16 protein-coding genes and 3 tRNA genes are annotated in these 20,382 nt (G+C 73.0%); 7 read left to right on the top strand and 12 right to left on the bottom strand.

Annotated features, from left to right (window positions below):
* Positions 1–272: 272 nt before the first annotated feature.
* On the bottom strand, positions 273–1,220 hold the full coding sequence (locus ACF1AL_RS02550; protein ID WP_391825362.1) for an anti-sigma factor RsbA family regulatory protein: 948 nt from the start codon (positions 1,218–1,220) through the stop codon (positions 273–275).
* Entirely contained in the window at positions 1,217–1,570 is a 354-nt protein-coding gene (locus ACF1AL_RS02545) for an STAS domain-containing protein (RefSeq protein WP_366834661.1), read from the bottom strand. Before ACF1AL_RS02545 ends, ACF1AL_RS02550 begins: the two co-directional genes overlap by 4 nt.
* Before the next feature lie 209 nt (positions 1,571–1,779).
* On the opposite strand from ACF1AL_RS02545, the gene ACF1AL_RS02540 reads away from it, so the two are divergent.
* Together ACF1AL_RS02540 and ACF1AL_RS02535 are read left to right on the top strand one after the other, a co-directional pair.
* Positions 1,780–2,502, top strand: a complete 723-nt coding sequence (locus ACF1AL_RS02540) for an ANTAR domain-containing protein (protein ID WP_391825361.1) — start codon at positions 1,780–1,782, stop codon at positions 2,500–2,502.
* A 65-nt stretch (positions 2,503–2,567) separates the two neighbouring features.
* The gene (locus ACF1AL_RS02535) at positions 2,568–2,723 is read left to right on the top strand and encodes a hypothetical protein (protein ID WP_366834660.1); all 156 of its coding nucleotides are present in this window, start codon (positions 2,568–2,570) and stop codon (positions 2,721–2,723) included.
* 131 nt (positions 2,724–2,854) lie between these two features.
* Here ACF1AL_RS02535 and ACF1AL_RS02530 read toward each other — a convergent pair.
* From ACF1AL_RS02530 to ACF1AL_RS02520, 3 genes are all read right to left on the bottom strand, one after another.
* Positions 2,855–2,931 (bottom strand) — tRNA-Ile (locus ACF1AL_RS02530).
* A gap of 188 nt (positions 2,932–3,119) precedes the next feature.
* Positions 3,120–3,192, bottom strand: a tRNA-Asn gene (locus ACF1AL_RS02525).
* A 5-nt stretch (positions 3,193–3,197) separates the two neighbouring features.
* Positions 3,198–3,270: transfer RNA gene (locus ACF1AL_RS02520), tRNA-Asn, on the bottom strand.
* A 159-nt stretch (positions 3,271–3,429) separates the two neighbouring features.
* Between ACF1AL_RS02520 and ACF1AL_RS02515 the strand changes: the two genes are divergently transcribed.
* The 4 genes from ACF1AL_RS02515 (at position 3,430) to ACF1AL_RS02500 (ending at position 9,147) form a co-directional block, all read left to right on the top strand.
* Positions 3,430–3,747, top strand: a complete 318-nt coding sequence (locus tag ACF1AL_RS02515; protein WP_366834659.1) for a YtxH domain-containing protein — start codon at positions 3,430–3,432, stop codon at positions 3,745–3,747.
* Positions 3,748–3,922: 175 nt separating this feature from the next.
* Positions 3,923–5,377: an FGGY family carbohydrate kinase gene (locus ACF1AL_RS02510; RefSeq protein WP_391695021.1), complete on the top strand. Its 1,455-nt coding sequence runs from the start codon at positions 3,923–3,925 to the stop codon at positions 5,375–5,377.
* Between the two features lie 108 nt (positions 5,378–5,485).
* Entirely contained in the window at positions 5,486–7,219 is a 1,734-nt protein-coding gene (locus ACF1AL_RS02505; protein WP_391825360.1) for an ABC transporter ATP-binding protein, read from the top strand.
* Entirely contained in the window at positions 7,219–9,147 is a 1,929-nt protein-coding gene (locus ACF1AL_RS02500) for an ABC transporter ATP-binding protein (RefSeq protein WP_386915894.1), read from the top strand. The genes ACF1AL_RS02505 and ACF1AL_RS02500 overlap by 1 nt, the downstream gene beginning before the upstream one ends.
* Positions 9,148–9,218: 71 nt before the next feature.
* Here the strand turns inward: ACF1AL_RS02500 and ACF1AL_RS02495 are convergent, their stop codons facing one another.
* The 7 genes from ACF1AL_RS02495 to ACF1AL_RS02465 all read right to left on the bottom strand — a co-directional run bounded on the left by ACF1AL_RS02495 (position 9,219) and on the right by ACF1AL_RS02465 (position 19,310).
* The gene (locus tag ACF1AL_RS02495) at positions 9,219–10,463 is read right to left on the bottom strand and encodes an RNA polymerase sigma factor (protein ID WP_386583187.1); all 1,245 of its coding nucleotides are present in this window, start codon (positions 10,461–10,463) and stop codon (positions 9,219–9,221) included.
* 194 nt (positions 10,464–10,657) lie between these two features.
* Positions 10,658–12,562 (bottom strand): DNA primase, encoded by a 1,905-nt coding sequence (gene dnaG / locus ACF1AL_RS02490; protein ID WP_391825359.1) that lies wholly within the window; start codon positions 12,560–12,562, stop codon positions 10,658–10,660.
* Between the two features lie 114 nt (positions 12,563–12,676).
* Positions 12,677–13,942: an NAD(P)/FAD-dependent oxidoreductase gene (locus ACF1AL_RS02485; protein WP_391695014.1), complete on the bottom strand. Its 1,266-nt coding sequence runs from the start codon at positions 13,940–13,942 to the stop codon at positions 12,677–12,679.
* Between the two features lie 144 nt (positions 13,943–14,086).
* A complete protein-coding gene (locus ACF1AL_RS02480; protein WP_386419344.1) occupies positions 14,087–15,343 on the bottom strand; it encodes a deoxyguanosinetriphosphate triphosphohydrolase in 1,257 nt (418 codons plus the stop codon).
* Between the two features lie 124 nt (positions 15,344–15,467).
* A complete protein-coding gene (gene acs, locus ACF1AL_RS02475; protein ID WP_391819161.1) occupies positions 15,468–17,498 on the bottom strand; it encodes an acetate--CoA ligase in 2,031 nt (676 codons plus the stop codon).
* Positions 17,495–18,142 carry an acetate uptake transporter gene (locus ACF1AL_RS02470; RefSeq protein ID WP_384209043.1) on the bottom strand — a complete coding sequence of 216 codons (648 nt, stop codon included), beginning with the start codon at positions 18,140–18,142 and terminating at the stop codon, positions 17,495–17,497. Before ACF1AL_RS02470 ends, acs begins: the two co-directional genes overlap by 4 nt.
* A 319-nt stretch (positions 18,143–18,461) precedes the next feature.
* A complete protein-coding gene (locus tag ACF1AL_RS02465; protein ID WP_391695004.1) occupies positions 18,462–19,310 on the bottom strand; it encodes a sirohydrochlorin chelatase in 849 nt (282 codons plus the stop codon).
* Positions 19,311–19,471: 161 nt separating this feature from the next.
* Between ACF1AL_RS02465 and ACF1AL_RS02460 the strand changes: the two genes are divergently transcribed.
* The gene (locus ACF1AL_RS02460) at positions 19,472–20,152 is read left to right on the top strand and encodes a vancomycin high temperature exclusion protein (protein WP_391825358.1); all 681 of its coding nucleotides are present in this window, start codon (positions 19,472–19,474) and stop codon (positions 20,150–20,152) included.
* The last annotated feature ends 230 nt before the right edge of the window (positions 20,153–20,382 follow it).

Below are 20,382 nucleotides of genomic sequence, written 5' to 3'. Positions count from 1 at the left end.
CCCAGTGCTGCGAGCCCGACGGGCGGGCGGTCCAGAGCTGCAAGCCCGGCGGCCGGGCTGCCCCAGTGATGCGAGCCCGGCGGGCGGCCGTCTCACCATGCGCGCCCGGCGGGCGGCAGTCTCCCGCAGTCGCCAAGAGTGCGAGCCCGGAGGGCGAGCCGACGCCGAGCGGAGCCGGCCCGGGCGGGCGCCCGGCCCCGAGCTGAGCGAGCGCCCGGAGGGCCGAGCCGGTCCGGAGCGGAGGGCGGCCCTTCGGAAGCGGGCGGCCGGTGTCAGCGGGCCAGGTAGGCGCGGATCGTGGTGCCGTCCTCGCCGGTGTGCACCCGCACCAGGTCGCTGACCAGGTTCACCAGCAGCAGCCCGCGGCCGCCGCGCTGGTCGCGCGGGACGGGACGGCGTCCGGCGAGCGGATCGGTGAGCCGCCCGGCGTCGTGCACCTCGCACACCACGTGCCCGTCCTCGGCCCACACCCGCAGGGTGCCGCCGCCCCCGCCGTGCACCACGCTGTTGGTGCTCAACTCGGCCGCCACCAGCGCCATGTCGTCCAGCCGCACCCCCTCCAGGCCCAGCCGGGCGCCCGTGCCGACGGCGTGGTGCCGGGCGGCCGAGAGCGTGGCCCGGCCGAAGGCGAAGGGCTCCCCGTCGGGTGCGGGCGGCAGCGGTTCGTTGTAGCGGGCGACGACGTCCGCGGGGGCGTAGGCGTGGCTGGCGTGCTCCCCGGGGGTGCCGGTCCGGATCACGGTCGGGTGGGTGGCGTAGGCGTCGGCGAGCGTCCGCTCCGGCAGCCGGGCGACGTCGTAGGGGCACAGGATCGTCGCCTCCCGGCCCCGGAACGCCTCGTTGATCAGCGCCTCGTGCTGGACGCACGCCGGGTACTCGGTGGCGCTGCGGCCGGCCCAGATCGGCTCGCCGATGATCCGCACCCGGCGTCCGGCCGGCTGGGCGTCGGCGAAGGCGCGCAGCACCCCGGGGATGATCCGGCCGGGGTTGCGTCCGGCCTCGCGCATGTCCAGCAGCCGCACCCGGTGGGCGTCGTCGCCCAGCTCCTCGCGGATCAGCCGCAGGTTCTCGCCGGGGACGGCGACGGCGACGGGCTCGCCGGCCTCCAGCCCGGCCCGGACGAAGGGGACGGTGCCCTCGACGTACTCCCGGGCGTCGCGGTAGAAGAGGGCCGGGTGCGCGAAGGGGTCGACGGGGGCGTACGCCTCGGTCGTACTCATGACATCGACACCTCGATCGCCGGAATTCCGGGCCAGAACATCTCCAGCACCCTGCACACCACGGTCGGCGGCCGGTGCAGCACGAGCCGCCGCCCGTCGGGAAGACGCTGGGCGGCGGCGGCGAGTGCACCGACCCCGGCGACGTCGGCGAACGTCACCGCGGACAGTTCCAGGTAGTACACATCATCGTCCTCGCACAGCACGACTTCCAGGGCCTGTTCCCACGCTCCCCGCGTTCCCAGGCTGATCTCGCCCGCCGCGCGCAGGCCGGAACGGCCGCACAGCGGGGACAGCGTCAGCGCCGGCGCCGCCTCGACGGACGGGGCCGGCGCCCGGTACCGGCTCTCCACACCCGCCTCCCTCTTCGACGATCAGCGTCTACCCCTCCACCGCGCGGCCATGCCGGGACCCGGCCGTGCGGGTGAGGTGTACCCGGGCGGCCCGCCGGGCAGGCGCAGCCCGGCGGCACGGCAGCCCGCGCGCCTCGCAGGCCCGCGGGACACCGCGACGACCACACCTGACCGCACCCGCACGCACAGCACAGGGGGCAGACGACGCCGTGACGACCGCCGCAGACCACCAGGGCGCAGACGACCTCACCGACACGACCCGGCCGCCCCTGGCCGGGCAGCTGACCACGCCGGCCGTCGAGGTCCGGGTCGAGGGGGACCGGGCCGTGCTGCGACCACGCGGGGAACTGGTCCACGGCTGCGCCCGGGTCCTGGCCCGGACGCTGGAGGAGCTGCCCGCGGGGGTGCGGGAGATCGAGCTGGACATGTCCGGCGTGCACTTCATGGACACGGCGGGGCTCGCCTTCCTGGACCTGCTCGACGACCACCGTCACCGCCACGCGCTCGCCGTGCGCACCGCGCACTGGCAGGGCCAGCCGCGCCGCATCCTGGAGCTGGCGGGCCTGGACACCGCCGAGCCGCTGCGCAGCGCCGCCCACGGGGCCGGCGAGCGGGACGAGCGGGCGCCGCGCACCACGTCGGCGGTGGCGCTGGAGCGCGAGGAGCGGGTGCGGGTGCTGGAGGAGGAGATCGCGCAGCTGCGGCACGCGATCGTCTCCCGGCCGGTGATCGACCAGGCGCGCGGGATGCTGATGGCCGCGCACGGCTGCACGTCCCAGGAGGCGTGGACGATCCTGCGGGAGACGTCCCAGCTGTCCAACACGAAGCTGCGCACGGTGGCCACGCTGCTCACGTCGGGCACGCGGGGCGCTCCCCCGCCGGCGCAGGTCCGCACGGCGCTGCGCACGGCCCTGTCCCGGCATCGGGGGTGACGCCCGTGTGGGCGGGTGACCCCCCGGGGTACTCGGTGGCCGACCGACGGACCCGGGAGGCAGCCATGACCACCGAACCCACCCCGTCCCAGGCCGAGGGCGAGCGCGAGGGATACGACGCGACCGACGAGCCGACCGACCCGCAGACCACACCGTCCCAGGCGGAGGGTGAACGCGACGACGACACCGAGGTGACGCCCCCGGCCGACACCGGCGGCTGAGCCGTAGGAGCGACGGGAGCACACCAGCCGGCGACAGGCGAGGACGCGGGAACGACAAAGGGCCGCCCGGTGCGCGGGGCGGCCCTCATCCTTGCGTTGCCGCAGCTGGAAACGCTTCTGCAGAGGTGTGCTGGTGGGGCGGGTGGGACTCGAACCCACGGCCGACGGATTATGAGTCCGCTGCTCTAACCGGCTGAGCTACCGCCCCATAGCGGCGTGTCGCGTACACGTGTACGCGCCGTGTGCCGCAGCATAGCCGCTCATACGATCTCCTGCTCCGCAGGGGCGCCTTCGCCTGCCCGCCGCGACCACGTCACATCGATGAGGACCTCGTCCCCGCGCGCACGGTTCCCACCGCAATGAAAAAGGACCCCTTCGGGGTCCTCGTTCAGCATGCTCCCCCGACTGGACTCGAACCAGTAACCTGCCGGTTAACAGCCGGCTGCTCTGCCAATTGAGCTACGGAGGACCGAGCTCCCCCGACTGGACTCGAACCAGTAACCTGCCGGTTAACAGCCGGCTGCTCTGCCAATTGAGCTACGGAGGAATGCCTCGTTCGCATCGAACGGACCTCCCGGGGTATTCGCCAGGGGGCGCCCGCTCGCTGCGACACATACATTAGCGCAAGCAGGGGGGTGCTCCGCCAATCGGTATCCCCTGGCGCCGACGCCGCACCGCAGGACCGACACGAGGAAGGGTGGCCGCCATGCGCTACCGGCTCACGTTCGTCGCCGGACTCGCCCTGGGTTACGTGCTGGGCACGAAGGCCGGACGCGAACGCTACGAGCAGCTGAAGAAGTCCGCGCAGCAGCTCGCGCAGAACCCGGCCGTGCGCAACACCGCCGAGTCCGCCGCCCAGCAGGGCCGCCAGTTCGCCGGCAAGGCGTACCACGTGGTCAGCGACAAGGTGGGCGACCGCGTCCACGTCCCCGACTCCGTCGCCCACCGCGTCAAGGCCCTGCGCGACCGCAGCGCCCACAACGGCGGCACCTCGACGGACGACTGGGGCACCAGCAACACGTAAGGACGACGTGGACGCGCTGCGCCTGTGGACGCCGGGCAGGACGGCACCGTCAGGGGCGCGGGGAACCGCGCGAGCAACCCCCCAGCACCCGCATCCGCCGCTCCCGAAAAGCCCCCCACGGCGATAAGGCGCCCCGGGCCCGAGCCGGCGCAGCGCTACGGCACAATCTGAGGTCATGGGGATAGTCGCCGGCTTGGACAGCTCACCGGACTTCACGCGCATCGTCGTCTGCGACACGGACACGGGCGCGGTGCTGCGCCAGGGATACGCCCCGCACCCGGTCGAGCCGCCGGCCGGCGCCGGCCGCCCCAGTGACGTCGACCCCCAGGCCTGGCTGCTCTCCCTCGGGGAGGCGGCCGGCGGCGGTCTCCTCGAAGGCGTGCAGGCCATCGGTGTCTCCGCGCAGCAGAACGCCCTGATCCCGCTGGACGCGCAGGGCGCCACCGTGCGCCCGGCGCTGGTCGGCGGCGACAAGCGGGCGCAGGTCGCCGCGGCCGATCTGATCGACGCGCTCGGCGGGCGCGAGGCGTGGGCGCAGGCCGTCGGCTGTGTCCCGCAGGCCGCGCAGCCGGTGACCAAGCTGCGCTGGCTGGCCCGCAGCGAGCCGGACAACGCACGGCGCACCTCGATGCTGATGCAGGCCCACGACTGGCTGGTGTGGCAGCTGCTGGGCCGTCCGGTGCGTCGGACCACCGACCGGGGCGGTGCCTCCGGCACCGGGTACTGGTCGGCGGCCGGCGGCGCCTACCGGCCCGACCTGGTCGAGCTGGCGCTCGGTCACCAGGCGGCGCTGCCGGAGGTCATCGGCCCCGCCGAGGCGGCCGGTACGACACCGGAGGGGCTGCTGATCTCGGCCGGCACCGGCGAGACGATGGCCGCCGCGTTCGGGCTCGGCATCGGGCTCGGGGACGCGGTGGTGTCGCTCGGCGCGTCGGGGTCGGTGATGGCCGTGCACCCCGAGGCGCTCGTCGACAGCACCGGGATGATCACCTCGCTGGCCGACGCGACCGGCATGCACCTGCCCGTCGTCACCACCCTCAACGCCGTGCGGGCCCTGCGCGGCACCGCCGAACTGCTCGGGCTGCCGGATCTGGAGAGCCTGTCCGACCTGGCGATGAAGTCGACGCCGGGCGCGCACGGGCTGGTGCTGCTGCCCTATCTGGAGGGTGAGCGCACGCCCCACCTGCCGCACACCGCGGGCACCCTCGCGGGGCTGCGGCGGGAGTCGATGAAGCCGGAGCACCTGGCGCGGGCGGCGTTCGAGGGCATGCTGTGCGGGCTCGCGGACGCGCTGGACGTGCTGCGCGGCCGGGGCGTGGAGGTGCGGCGGATCTTCCTGCTGGGCCCGGCGGCCGGGCTGCCCGCGGTGCAGGCGGCGGCGCCGTCGCTGTTCGGCGCGCAGGTCGTCGTACCGCAGCCGGCGGACTACGCGGCGATCGGCGCGGCGCGGCAGGCCGCGTGGGCGCTCGGCGTGTCGCAGGGCACCCTGGACCCGCGCACCCCGCCGGCCTGGCAGGGCGCGGCGGCGCAGGTGCTGGAGGCCGGCGAGGACCTGGCGGTGGGCCAGGCGGTGCGCCAGCAGTACGTGTCGGTCCGGGAGCAGACCCACCCGGGGGCTCTGCGGCCGTGAGGCCCGCCGGTTCGGGTTAATCGGTTGAGGTAACGCGGGTGGAGTGTCCGACGATAGGGGCCACGGGCAACCGACGTGCCCCTGACGCCGACTCCGAGAGAACCCAGCGTGCTCATACGACTTCTGCGGGCCTATCTGAGGCCCTACAAGAAACCCATCGCCCTGCTGGTGGGGCTGCAGTTCCTGCAGACCTGCGCCACCTTGTACCTGCCCACCCTGAACGCGGACATCATCGACAACGGTGTCGTGAGCGGCGACACCGGCTACATCCTCGGCCACGGCGGCCTGATGGTCGGCATCTCGCTGGCGCAGGTCGTGTGCAACATCGGCGCCGTGTACTTCGGTGCGCGCACCGCCTCCGCGCTCGGCCGGGACGTGCGCGGTGCCGTCTTCGACCGGGTGCAGTCCTTCTCGGCGCGTGAGGTCGGTCACTTCGGCGCGCCCTCGCTCATCACCCGTACGACGAACGACGTGCAGCAGGTCCAGATGCTGGCCCTGATGACGTTCACCCTGATGGTGTCGGCGCCCATCATGTGCGTGGGCGGCATCGTGCTGGCGCTCGGTCTGGACGTCCCGCTGTCCGGGGTGCTGGTCGCGGTGGTGCCGGTGCTGGCGATCTGCGTGACGCTGATCGTGCGCCGGCTGCGGCCGCTGTTCCGCTCGATGCAGGTGCGGCTGGACACGGTGAACCGGGTGCTGCGCGAGCAGATCACCGGCAACCGGGTCATCCGCGCCTTCGTGCGCGACGAGTACGAGCAGGAGCGCTTCCGGAAGGCCAACACGGATCTGACGCGGGTGGCGCTCGGCACCGGCAACCTGCTCGCGCTGATGTTCCCGATGGTCATGACGGTGGTGAACCTGTCGTCGATCGCCGTGGTGTGGTTCGGCGCGCACCGCATCGACAGCGGCGGGATGCAGATCGGCGACCTGACGGCGTTCCTCGCCTATCTGATGCAGATCGTCATGTCCGTGATGATGGCCACCTTCATGTTCATGATGGTGCCGCGCGCGGAGGTGTGCGCCGAGCGCATCCAGGAGGTCCTGGACACCTCCTCCAGCGTGGTGCCGCCGCACGCGCCGGTCACCGAGCTGCGCCGGCACGGGCACCTGGAGATCCGCGCGGCCGGCTTCCGCTACCCGGGCGCCGAGGAGCCGGTGCTGAAGGCGATCGACCTGGTCGCGCGGCCCGGCGAGGTGACCGCCGTGATCGGCTCGACCGGCAGCGGCAAGTCGACGCTGCTCGGGCTGGTGCCGCGGCTGTTCGACGCCACCGACGGCGAGGTGCTCGTGGACGGCGTGGACGTGCGCGAGATCGAGCCGCGGCTGCTGGCGCGCACGGTCGGCCTGGTGCCGCAGAAGCCGTACCTGTTCGCCGGGACCGTGGCCTCCAACCTGCGCTACGGCAATCCGGACGCCACCGACGAGGAGCTATGGCACGCGCTGGAGGTGGCGCAGGCCAAGGACTTCGTCACCCGGCTGGAGGGCGGCCTCCAGGCCCCGATCGCGCAGGGCGGCACCAATGTCTCCGGCGGTCAGCGCCAGCGGCTGGCGATCGCCCGCACCCTGGTGCAGCGGCCGGAGATCTACCTGTTCGACGACTCCTTCTCCGCGCTCGACTACGCCACCGACGCGGCCCTGCGCGCCGCGCTCGCCGAGGAGACCGCCGAGGCGACCGTGGTGATCGTCGCCCAGCGGGTGGCGACCATCCGGGACGCCGACCGGATCGTCGTCCTCGACGAGGGCCGGGTCGTCGGTTCGGGCACCCACGCGCAGCTGATGGCGGACAACGAGACCTACCGGGAGATCGTGCTCTCCCAGCTGACGGAAGCGGAGGCTGCCTGATGGCGGGGCCGATGGGGCGGATGATGGCCGGGGGCGGCCCCGACAACCGTTCGCTGGACTTCAAGAACTCGGGCAGACGGCTGGTGTCCCAGTTCAAGCCGGAGCGGGTCACCATCTACGCGCTGCTGGCGTGCGTGGTGGTCAGCGTCGGGCTGAACGTGATCGGCCCGAAGATCCTCGGCAGGGCCACCGACCTGGTGTTCGCCGGGATCATCGGGCGGCGCATGCCGGCCGGGGCGACCAAGGAACAGGTCCTGGACTCGATGCGGGCGCGCGGCCAGGGCGGGATCGCCGACATGCTCAGCGGCACCGACTTCACGCCCGGCAAGGGCATCGACTTCGGCGCGGTCGGCAACGTCCTGCTGCTCGCGCTCGGCGTCTTCCTGATCGCCGGTCTGCTGATGGCGGTGGCGACGCGGCTGGTGAACCGGGCGGTGAACCGCACCATGTTCCGGCTGCGCGAGGACGTGCAGACGAAGCTGTCGCGGCTTCCGCTGTCGTACTTCGACAAGCGGCAGCGCGGCGAGGTGCTGTCCCGGGCGACCAACGACATCGACAACATCGGGCAGACGCTGCAGCAGTCGATGGGGCAGCTCATCAACTCGCTGCTGACGATCATCGGCGTGCTGGCGATGATGTTCTACGTCTCCTGGATCCTGGCGCTGGTCGCGCTGGTGACCGTGCCGCTGTCGTTCGTGGTCGCCACGCGCGTCGGCAAGCGGTCGCAGCCGAACTTCGTGCAGCAGTGGCGCACCACGGGCAAGCTGAACGCGCACATCGAGGAGATGTACACCGGGCACACCCTGGTGAAGGTGTTCGGCCGCCAGCAGGAGTCGGCGCAGCAGTTCGCCGAGCAGAACGAGGCGCTGTACGAGGCCGGGTTCAAGGCGCAGTTCAACAGCGGGATCATGCAGCCGCTGATGATGTTCGTGTCGAACATCAACTATGTGCTGGTCGCGGTCGTCGGTGGTCTTCGGGTCGCCTCGGGCGCGCTGTCGATCGGTGACGTGCAGGCGTTCATCCAGTACTCCCGCCAGTTCTCCATGCCGCTGACGCAGGTCGCGTCCATGGCGAACCTGGTGCAGTCGGGCGTGGCCTCGGCGGAGCGGATCTTCGAGCTGCTGGACGCGGAGGAGCAGCAGCCCGACCCGGTGCCGGCCGAGAAGCCCGCGGAGCTGCGCGGGCGGGTGGAGCTGGAGCACGTGCAGTTCCGCTACGACCCCGACAAGCCGCTCATCGAGGACCTGTCGCTGAAGGTGGAGCCCGGGCAGACGGTCGCCATCGTCGGCCCCACCGGCGCGGGCAAGACCACGCTGGTCAACCTGCTCATGCGGTTCTACGACGTGACGGGCGGGCGGATCACGCTGGACGGCGTCGACATCGCGCGGATGTCCCGGGACGAGCTGCGCGCCGGGATCGGCATGGTGCTGCAGGACACCTGGCTGTTCGGCGGCACGATCGCGGAGAACATCGCGTACGGCTCCGGGCGCGAGGTCACCCGCGGGGAGATCGAGGAGGCGGCGCGGGCGGCGCACGCCGACCGGTTCGTGCGCACGCTGCCCGACGGCTACGACACGGTGATCGACGACGAGGGCTCGGGGGTGTCCGCCGGTGAGAAGCAGCTGATCACCATCGCGCGGGCGTTCCTGTCCGACCCGGTGATCCTGGTGCTCGACGAGGCGACCAGCTCCGTCGACACCCGGACCGAGGTGCTGATCCAGAAGGCGATGGCCAAGCTGCAGCACGGGCGGACGTCGTTCGTGATCGCGCACCGGCTCTCCACGATCCGGGACGCGGACACGATCCTGGTGATGGAGAACGGCGCGATCGTGGAGCAGGGCTCGCACGCCGAGCTGCTCGCGGCCGGCGGGGCGTACGCACGGCTGTACCAGGCGCAGTTCGCGCAGGCGGTCGCGGAGGTCGACTGACCGCGCAGGCGGTCGCGTGAGGTCGACCGACCGCGCGGCGGGTCGCCCGGGTGCCGGGCGGCCCGCCGGCTTCAGTCGAGGTATCCCCTCAGCTGGTCCGCGTAGGCGTGGTCGCGCAGCTTGTTGAGGGTCTTGGACTCGATCTGCCGTATCCGTTCGCGGGTCACGCCGAAGATGCGGCCGATCTCCTCCAGGGTGCGCGGGCGGCCGTCGTGCAGGCCGTAGCGCAGCTGGACGACCTTGCGTTCGCGCTCTCCCAGCGTGGACAGCACGGCCTCCAGGTGCTCCCGCAGCAGCAGGAACGCGGCGGACTCCACGGGGGAGGCGGCGTCGCCGTCCTCAATGAGGTCGCCGAGGGCGACGTCCTCCTCCTCGCCGACGGGGGCGTGCAGCGAGACGGGTTCCTGCGCGAGCCGCAGCACCTCGCTCACCCGCTCGGGCGCCAGGTCGAGTTCGCCGGCGACCTCCTCGGGGGTGGGTTCGTATCCGCGTTCCTGGAGCATGCGGCGCTGCACGCGGACGACCCGGTTGATGAGTTCGACGACGTGGACGGGCACGCGGATGGTGCGGGCCTGGTCCGCCAGCGCCCGGGACATGGCCTGGCGGATCCACCAGGTGGCGTAGGTGGAGAACTTGTAGCCGCGGGCGTAGTCGAACTTCTCCACGGCCCGGATCAGTCCGAGGTTGCCCTCCTGCACCAGGTCGAGCATGGTCAGCCCGCGTCCGACGTACCGTTTGGCGACGGACACGACGAGACGCAGGTTGGCCTCGATCAGGCGCCGCTTGGCGACCCGCCCGAGGACCACGAGCCGGTCGAGGTCGTAGGCCAACTGGCTGTCCAGGTCGGGGGTGTTGGCGAGCTTCTCCTCGGCGAACAGGCCCGCCTCCACACGGCGGGCGAGTTCGACCTCCTCGGCGGCGGTGAGCAGCGGGATGCGGCCGATCTCCCGCAGGTACTGGCGGAACAGGTCGGCGGACGGCCCGCCGGTCTCGGCCCGGGCGGGCACGGCCGCCTCGACGGGCTCGGCTTCCACGGGCTCGGGTTCCGCCTCGGCCTCCGCCAGGGCCTCGGCCGGCGGTTCGGCGGGCTCGGGCAGGGCCTCGGGGTGGTGCGCGGCGGGGCCCTGCGGCGGGACGGCGACCAAAAGACCGGCCTCCGCGTCCGCTGCCGCGCCGTCCGTATCGCTGTCGTTCTGGATGAGGGTCTGGGTCTGCACGGGGGCGACCTCCACGGGTGATCGCTGCTGAGGTGAGCGGATCGCGGGGGTGTGGGACCCGTGGGGGACGGATCGGCCGCGCTCCGGGGACTCAGGCACCGCACCCCAGTGTGGGGTACGACACATCGCCGAAACGAGGGTCGTGCGATGACTTTTTGCGTCCGCCTCGTGACCGCGCGCTGACCACACCTGGGAAATCGAGGTGCCCGCTCCCCTGGTGATCCGGGACGGGAGGTGACGCCTGCGTCCGTGGGCGGGCGGCTCGAGAGGGTTGGGTGTAGGGCCGCGGCCGGTCAGAGGGCGGCGGCGCCGTGGGCTCGTAGGGCCTGGTCGTACTGTTGGAGGACCCAGAGTTCGTTCTGGACGGCGGCCTGGGCGGCGGGGTCGCCGGTGGCGGCGAGGCGGGTCATCTGGGACTGGATCTCGGTGATGCGGCGCTCCACCGCGCGGCGGCGGACGGTGACCAGGACCGTGCCGGCGTAGGTCTCGTCGACGGTGCGGCGCAGGATCGCCTCGACGGCCAGTTCCGTCACCATGGCGCGGACGCGGTCGTCGGGGGCGGCCTCGCGGACCCGGACCAGGTACTCCTGCGGGTCCGCGACGCCCTGCTCGGCGCCGCCCGCGTCCAGGATCGCCTGGCGTACGGCTGCGTAGGGCGGGGCGGTGAACTCGTCGACGCCGTACGCGTCGAAGGCCGGGGAGACCAGTTCGGGGCGCTGCAGGGCGAGCTTGAGCAGTTCGCGTTCGGTGGCGTAGACGGGGTTGCGCAGGGTGAGGGCCGGGCCGGAGAACGCCGGGCCCGAGGTGGCCGCCCACTGCTGCCCGGACGGCTGGCCGGCCGGGGCGGGGCCCTTGCCGCCGCGGTCGCGGGCCCAGCGGGCCAGCTGGGCGACCCGCTTGACGACGAACTGGGTGTCGAGGATGCCGAGCATGCCGGCGAGCTGGACGGCGACCTCGTGCTGGGCGCCGGTGTTCTTGATCCGGGCGACGACCGGCGCGGCCTCGTCCAGGGCGGCGGCACGTCCGGCGGGGGTGTCGAGGTCGTAGCGGGCGACGATCTGTCGCAGCGCGAACTCGAACAGCGGGGTGCGCGGTTCGACCAGGTCGGCGACCGCCTCGTCGCCCTTGACCAGGCGCAGCTCGCACGGGTCCATGCCGTCGGGCGCGATGGCGATGTAGGTCTCGGCGGCGAACTTCTGGTCGTCCTCGAAGGCGCGCAGGGCCGCCTTCTGGCCGGCCGCGTCGCCGTCGAAGGTGAAGATCACGCGGGCCGAGCCGTTGTCCATCAGCAGGCGGCGCAGGATCTTGATGTGGTCGGTGCCGAAGGCGGTGCCGCAGGTGGCGATGGCGGTGGTGACGCCGGCCAGGTGGCAGGCCATGACGTCGGTGTAGCCCTCGACGACGACCGCGCGGGAGGACTTCGCGATCTCCTTCTTCGCCAGGTCGATGCCGTACAGCACCTGGGACTTGCGGTAGATCGGGGTGTCGGGGGTGTTGAGGTACTTCGGGCCGTTGTCCGCCTCGTACAGCTTGCGGGCGCCGAAGCCGACGACGTCGCCGCCGATGTCGCGGATCGGCCACATCAGGCGGCCGCGGAAGCGGTCGATGGGGCCGCGGCGGCCCTCCTGGGCGAGGCCGGACAGCAGCAGTTCCTTGTCGCTGAAGCCCTTGCCGCGCAGGTAGCGCACGAGGTGGTCCCAGCCCTGGGGGCTGTAGCCGACGCCGAAGTGGAGGGCCGCGCTCTGGTCGAAGCCGCGTTCGGCGAGGAAGATCCGGCCGGCGTCGGCCTCCGGGCTGGAGGCGAGCTGCTCGGCGTACCACTCGGCGGCGACCTTGTGCGCCTCGACCAGGCGGATGCGTTCGCCCCGCTGGTGGGCGGGGTTGTAACCGCCCTCCTCGTAGCGCAGGGTGATGCCGGCCTGGCCGGCGAGGCGCTCGACGGCCTCGGAGAAGGTCAGGTGGTCGACCTTCATCACGAAGGCGATGGTGTCGCCGCCCTCCTGGCAGCCGAAGCAGTGGAAGAGTCCCTTGCTCGGGCTGACCTGGAAGGACGGCGTCTTCTCGTCGTGGAAGGGGCACAGGCCCTTGAGGTTGCCGCCCCCTGCGTTGCGCAGCTGGAGGTACTCGGAGACGACGGCGTCGATCGGGACCGCGTCCCGTACCGCCTTCACGTCCTCGTCTCTGATCCGTCCTGCCACGAGGAGATTCTACGGGGCCGGACCGACACTCCCGGGGCGTCCGCTCCCGGCCGGGGGTCCGGGGGTCGCCCCCCCCCGGGAATCGCGGCACGGCCGGTGGGACCCTCCCGATGCTCAGGACGCGAGGCCGTCCAGCGGGACGTGCGGGTCGGCCAGGGCCTCCAGGTCCACGGCGGTGCCCGAGCGGATCAGCTTCTGGATGGGCTCTGTGACATCCCACACGTTCACGTTCATCCCCGCCAGGACGCGCCCCTCCTTCACCCAGAACGCGATGAACTCCCGCTTGCCCGCGTCCCCGCGGATCACGACCTCGTCGTACGACCCCGGCGGCGCCCAGCCGCTGTACTCCATGCCCAGGTCGTACTGGTCGGTGAAGAAGTAGGGCACCCGGTCGTAGGTGACGTCCTTGCCGAGCATCGCGCGGGCCGCGGCCGGGCCGCCGTTCAGCGCGTTCGCCCAGTGCTCCACCCGCAGCCGGGCGTCGAAGAGGGGCAGCGGGAAGGAGGCGACGTCGCCGGCGGCGAAGATGTCCGGGTCGGAGGTGCGCAGCCGCTCGTCCACCAGGACGCCGCCGCCGTGCGCCCGGTCGGCGATCTCCAGGCCGGCCGCCTCCGCCAGGGCGGTGCGCGGGGCCGCGCCGATCGCCGCCAGTACGTCGTGCGCCGGGTGCTCCTCGCCGTCGTCGGTGCGGGCCGCGAGGACCATGCCGTCCTGGCCGACGATCTCGGTGAGCCGGACCCCGAAGTGGAAGCGGACGCCGTGCTCGCGGTGCAGCTGCGCGAACACGTTGCCCAGCTCGGGCCCGAGCGCGCCGTGCAGCGGCGTCGGCCCCGGCTCGATCACCGTGACCTCCGCGCCGTACTCGCGGGCCGCCGCCGCGACCTCCAGGCCGATCCAGCCGGCGCCGGCGATCAGCAGGTGCCCGTTGTCCCGGCCGAGCGAGGCCAGCACGTGCTTGAGCCGCTCGGCGTGCGCGAGGCGGCGCAGGTGGTGCACGCCGGCCAGGCCGGTGCCGGGGATGTCCAGCCGGCGCGGCTCGGCGCCGGTCGCCAGCAGCAGCTTGTCGTAGTGCACGAGGGTGCCGTCGTCACCGAAGCGGACCGTCTTCGCGCCCCGGTCGATCGCGTCGACGGTCTGGCCGAGGTGCAGCTCGATGTCGTTCTGCGCGTACCAGGCCGGCTCGTGCACGAAGACGGCGTCGCGCTCCTGCTTGCCGAGGAGGTACCCCTTGGACAGCGGCGGGCGTTCGTAGGGGTGGTCGCGCTCGTCGCTGATCAGTATCACGCGCCCGGTGAAGCCCTCCGCGCGGAGCGTCTCGGCCGCCTTGGCGCCCGCCAGGCCGCCTCCGACGATGACGAATGTCTGGTCCGCGTCGACCACTTGATGCCTCCTCGTAAGGGTGCCGCCACAGGGGAGCGTCCCGCACGGAGTGTGATGGGGGAAGAGGGAGTGACCCGATCAGGCCACGGAGGGTCACGTTCGGGTGCGCTGGGATGCGTGTCTACGGCACATGCGCCTCCAGTGTCACGTGTGTCTCGTCAGCCTGGCGTGAAGGGAACAGGCCGAGGCGTCGGTGAGGGAGGCGATCTGGTCGACGATCACCCGTTTGCGCGCCCGGTCGTCGCCGGCCGCGTCGAACAGGGCGCGGAACTGCGGGTCCAGGCCCTCCGGGGCGCGCGAGGTGAGCAGCTCGGCCAGCTCGGTGACGACGACACGCTGCTCCGCGCGCAGCCGCTCCTGCTCGGCGCGCTGCATGACGTACCGATCGGCGACCGCCTTGAGCACGGCGCACTCCAGGCGGGTCTCCCACGGCACCACCAGCTCCGCCGCATACCGGGTGAGCCGTCCGCCGCCGTACGCCTCCCGGGTGGCGCCCTCGGCGGCCAGGCAGAACCGGCCGATGAGCTGACTGGTGGCGTCCTTCAGCCGGGCCTGCGCGACGGCCGTGCCGTCGTAGCCGTGCGGCCACCACTCCTCGTCCTGGAGCCGGTCCAGCGCGGCCGCCAGTTCCGCGGGGTCGGTGCCGGCCGGCACATAACGGCCGATCGCGACGCGGAAGATGTCCTGCCGCTCGGGCTCGGCGTGCAGGCAGCCGGGGTCGATGTGACCGGCGTGCAGCCCGTCCTCGACGTCGTGCACGGAGTACGCCACGTCGTCGGACCAGTCCATGACCTGCGCCTCGAAGCAACGCCGGGTGCCCGGGGCCTCCTTGCGGACCCAGTCGAAGACCGGGCGGTCGTCCTCGTACACCCCGAACTTCACCGAGGCCGGGTCGGTGGGGTGGGCGCCGCGCGGCCAGGGGTACTTGGTGGCGGCGTCGAGGGCCGCGCGGGTGAGGTTGAGGCCGACGGAGCCCTCCTCGGTGAACCGCTTGGGCTCGATGCGGGTGAGCAGCCGCAGCGACTGGGCGTTGCCCTCGAAGCCGCCGCAGTCCTGCGCGAAGTCGTTCAGCGCCTGTTCGCCGTTGTGGCCGAAGGGCGGGTGGCCGAGGTCGTGGGAGAGGCAGGCCGCCTCCACGAGGTCCGGGTCGCAGCCGAGGGCCGCGCCCAGTTCGCGGCCGACCTGGGCGCACTCCAGGGAGTGGGTCAGGCGCGTGCGGGGGCTGGCGTCCCAGGCCGGGGCGCCGTCGCCGCCCGGGGTGACGACCTGGGTCTTGCCGGCGAGCCGGCGCAGGGCGGCGCTGTGCAGGACGCGGGCACGGTCGCGTTGGAACGCGGTGCGGCCGGGGCGTTTCTCGGGTTCGGGGGCCCAGCGTTCGGTGTCCTGCGCGTCGTACGGCATGTCTCGACAGTAAGCGGGGGGTGTGACAAACGGGCGCCTACGCGTCTGCCGAGTTTCGGTTTTCCGTCCCGGCCCGCCGCCGCCGGCCGCGCGGCGGGCGGCGGCAGGGTCGTGTGCGTCGCGCCTACGCCTCCTCTTCGCCGCCCGAGCCGCCCGAGCCGCCCGAGCCCGCCGACGGCAGCCGGTCCCGGATCTCCTCCATCACGGAGGAGTCCGTGAGCGTCGTGACGTCACCGAGCGCGCGGTTCTCGGCGACGTCCCGCAGCAGACGGCGCATGATCTTGCCGGAGCGGGTCTTGGGGAGTTCGGCGACGACCAGGATCTGCCGGGGCCGGGCGATCGGGCCGATCTCCCGGGCGACGTGGGCGCGCAGTTCGGCGGCCACCTCCTCCGCTCCGGCCGGCCCGCCGCCGTCCCCCGGCTCACCCGCCTCCCCCGCGTCGCCGCGCAGGATGACGAAGGCCACGACGCCCTGCCCGGTCGTCGCGTCGGTGGCGCCGACGACGGCCGCCTCCGCGACCTTCGGGTGGGAGACGAGGGCGGATTCGACCTCGGTGGTGGAGATGCGGTGCCCGGAGACGTTCATGACGTCGTCGACCCGGCCGAGCAGCCAGATGTCGCCGTCCTCGTCCTTCTTCGCGCCGTCGCCCGCGAAGTACGTCCCGGGGAAGCGCGACCAGTAGGTGTCGATGTACCGCTGCTCGTCGCCCCAGATGGTGCGCAGCATCGCGGGCCACGGCTCGGTCAGGACGAGGTAGCCGCCGGAGCCGTCGGGCACGGGCTTGCCCGTGTCGTCGACGACGTCGGCCGCGACACCGGGCAGGGGGCGCAGCGCCGAGCCCGGCTTGCAGACGCTCACCCCGGGCAGCGGGCTGATCATCTGGGCGCCGGTCTCCGTCTGCCACCAGGTGTCCACGACCGGGCAGCGGTCGGAACCGATGTGCTTGCGGTACCAGATCCACGCCTCCGGGTTGATCGGCTCGCCGACCGACCCCAGCAGGCGCAGCGACGTCAGGTCGAACTCGGCCGGGACCTCCCCGCCCCACTTCATGAAGGTGCGGATCGCGGTCGGGGCGCAGTAGAGGATCGACACCCGGTACTTCTCGACGATCTCCCACCAGCGTCCCTTGTGCGGGGTGTCGGGTGTGCCCTCGTACATCACGGAGGTGACGCCGTTGGCCAGCGGTCCGTAGACGATGTACGAGTGGCCGGTGACCCAGCCGATGTCCGCCGCCGTCCAGAACACGTCCCGTTCCGGTTTGATGTCGAACACCGCCCAGTGCGACCAGGCGACCTGGGTGAGATAGCCGCCGGTGGTGTGCAGGATGCCCTTGGGGCGGGCCGTCGTGCCGGAGGTGTACATGATGTACAGCGGGTGTTCGCTGTCGAACGCCTCGGCCTCGTGCTCGGAGGGCTGTGCGTCCACCAGGTCGTGCCACCACACGTCCCGGCCGTCGGTCCAGTCGACCTCCTGTCCGGTGCGCCGGACGACCAGGACGCCGCGGACGTCGGGGCATTCGCGCAGCGCCTCGTCGACGGCGGGTTTCAGTGCCGACGGCTTGCCCCGGCGGTAGCCGCCGTCGGCCGTGATCACCACGCGCGCGTCGCAGTCGAGGATCCGGCCGCGCAGCGCCTCGGCGGAGAAGCCGCCGAAGACCACGGTGTGCGGGGCGCCGATGCGGGCGCAGGCCAGCATCGCCACCACCGTCTCCGGGATCATCGGCATGTAGATCGCCACCCGGTCGCCGGTCCGCACGCCGAGCGCCTGCAGCGCGTTGGCGGCCCGGCAGACCTCGGCGGTCAGCTCGGCGTAGGTGATCGTGCGGGTGTCGCCCGGCTCGCCCTCCCAGTGGAAGGCGACCCGCTCCCCGAGACCGGCCGCCACGTGCCGGTCCAGGCAGTTGTACGCCGCGTTCAGGCGCCCGCCGGTGAACCAGCGGGCGAACGGCGCACGGCTCCAGTCCAGCACCTGGTCCCAGGGCCGTGCCCAGTCCAGCCGGCCGGCCGCTTCGGCCCAGAAGGCGAGGCGGTCGGCGTCGGCGCGTTCGTAGTCCGCCGCGGTGGCGTTCGCCGCGTCGGCCAGCTCCGGGGGCGGCGGGAACCGTCGCTCCTCGTGGAGCAGGTTGGAGAGAGTCTCGCCACCTGGGTCGGTCATGCGTGGGCTCCGAACGGACCGCCGTGGTGGGTGCGGTGCGGCCGCAGGCGCTCCCCGAGGTTGGGGAAGACCGGCATGACGGCACGGTGGTATGTGGAGTTGGTGACGCCGGCGAAGGAGGCGTACCAGGCGCACACGGCCGTCAGCAGGCCCAGCCAGCCGCCGGCCTTGACGGTGTTCGGCGACTGCGCGAACTCTGCGACGCACAGGACGACGAACGTCGCGGACAGGGTGACGAACACGGCGAGGATCGCCCCCGTCGTGCGGGTCGCGGCGACCGTCATGTAGATCGTGAAGACCGCCCACACCAGCAGGTACAGGCCCGTGGCCTGGTTGGCGGTGGCCGCCGGCAGTCCCGGTACGACGAACTTCGCGTACGCGGCGTACGACAGCCAGAAAGCGCCGAAGGAGCCGAACGCGGTGGCCCCGAAGGTGTTGCCCTTGCGGAACTCCCACATGCCGGCGAGGAGTTGGGCGAGTCCGCCGTAGAAGAGCGCGAGCGGCAGGACGACCGCGATGAGGCTCTTGTCGGTGATGAGATTCGCGTTGAAGGTGCTGAGAACGCAGGTCGTCGCGGCGAAGGCGGCGAGGCCGAGCGGGCCGGGGTCCGCAATGGCTCCTTGATCGGTGGTCGGGGTGCTCATTTACGCCTCCTCCTGTGATCCTGATCACAAGGATGTGAGATCCATTGTAAACGTCACATAAGCGGATCAGTCGGGCGCGGGGAGGCCTGTTTTTCGGGGGCGGTGTCGGGCGGTTGCCGGGGGTGGCGGGGGGGGGTTCGCGGGGGTGGCGGGGGCCCGGATCGCGGGGGTGGCGGGGCCGGTTCTCGGGGGTGGGGGGAGCTGGGTTTCCGGGGCGGCGCGGCCCGGTTCCCGGGAAAGTGCGGAGGCCGGTTGTCCGGGGTGGGGCAGGCCGGTACCCGGGGGCAACCGGACGCCGGGTTTCCCGGACCGCGGGGTCTCAGGCGGCCGTCGTCTCCGGTGTCGCCAGGGCCTGGTCGTACCGGCGCAGCACCAGCCGGGCCATCGCCGGGTGGGCGCCCAGGGGCCGCGCCGCCAGCCAGGGCGCGGCCTCGGCGCACTCGGTCGCGAACCGGCCGGGTGCCGTGAAGCAGGACGCCACGGCGATGCGGTGGCGGCCCCGCGCCGTCAGCGCCCGGATCGCCGTCCGCACCGTGGGGGTCGCCGCCGAGGCGTAGGCCGGGACCACCGGGACGCCGAGGCGGTCGGCGAGGAGCTGGGCGACACGGCGGGTGTCGGCGGCCGAGTCGGGGTCGCGGGAGCCCGCCGCGGCCAGGACGACCGCGCTGGAACGGCGTTCCGCCCGGGTCGGCTCCGCCGGCCAGCCGGCCTCGGTGAGGCGGGCGTACAGCGTCTCCACCAGGAGCGGGTGCGGGCCCAGGGGGGCCGCCACGCGCGCGCGTACCGGGGAGGCGGCCGCGAGGTCGGGGATGTCCTGCTTGACGTGGTAGCCGCGGCTGAGCAGCAGCGGGACCAGGACGGCCTCCCGGTCGCCGAGGGCGGCGAGGGTGTCGGCGAGAAGGGGCGCGTTGAGTTCGATGTGCCCGAGGTGGACCTCCAGGGCGGGGCGCAGCTCCCGGACCCGGTCCAGCAGGGCCCGGACGGTGCCGAGGGCGCGCGGGTCGCGGCTGCCGTGGGCCACGGCGACCAGAGCGGGAGGGCCCGGGCGGTGCCGGCCGTCGGGGCGGACGAGGCGGAGCCGGCCGGCGAGCTGGGTGCCGATCGCGGCCATCAGGCTCGCCGTGGAGTCGAGGGGGGCATCGTCGCGGAGAGGGTTCGGCGCCGTCATGCCTGGATCCTGGCCGGACGAGGTTGCGGCGCCGTTGCGTGACCGTGACGGCTGTCTTTTCCTGCGGCTCACGGCGGGGGCGGCGCCGGTGTGAGCGAACCGGATCACCCTCGGCCGCGTCCTGAAGGTGCGGGAACGACACGGAGGGGGCCGGAGAAACGATGCGCCGATGGAGACTGCCGCGACTGCCCCGCACCCGGACCGGGCAGCGCCGGCTGGTGCAGGCGGTGATGGCCGGCTGCGTGCTGGCGCTGTCCCCGTCGGCCTGGACGTACGCCGTGACGGGCGACCGGCTGCACACCGCGGCCGACGTGCCGCGCACCGAGGTCGCCGTCGTCTTCGGCGCGGGCCTGTGGGACGGCGAGCCGTCGCCGTACCTCGCGCACCGGCTGGACGCGGCGGCCGCGCTGTACCGGGCCGGGCGCATCGAGGTCGTGCTGGTGACCGGGGACAACAGCCGCGCGGACTACGACGAGCCGGACGCCATGCGGACGTATCTGCGCCGGAAGGGCGTGCCGACCGAGCGGATCGTCAGCGACTACGCCGGCTTCGACACCTGGGACTCGTGCGTGCGGGCCAAGAAGATCTTCGGGGTGGACCGGGCGGTGCTGATCAGCCAGGGCTTCCACATCCGGCGCGCGGTGGCGCTCTGCCAGGCGGCCGGGGTGACGTCGTACGGCGTCGGCGTGGACGAGTGGCACGACGTGACCTGGTACTACGGCGGCACCCGCGAGGTCTTCGCGGCCGCCAAGGCGGCACTGGACGCCCTGGTGCAGCCCGACCCCCACTTCCTCGGCCCGAAGGAACCGGGCGTGGCACGGGCCCTGGCGAGCGGACGGTGACGGGCGCGTCCGCGGGCCGGGCGGGGAGGAGCTGACGCGCAGTGGCCCTCGGGGCGACCGGGCGGGGCGGGTGCCGCCCCCGGTGACCGGGCCGGGCGCGGGACGACCTCAAGGGGCCGGGCGGGCGGGTGCCGCCCCCGCGGATCGGGCCGGGCATGGGGACGACCGTGAGGGGCCGGAGCCTGAGAGGCCTCACCGCGGCCCGGCGCCGCGCCTCGTGGGAGCCGGCC

The sequence above is a fragment of the Streptomyces sp. NPDC014801 genome, from assembly GCF_043082085.1.
Lineage (GTDB): Bacteria > Actinomycetota > Actinomycetes > Streptomycetales > Streptomycetaceae > Streptomyces.
This window is presented reverse-complemented; position numbering and strand designations above follow the sequence as displayed.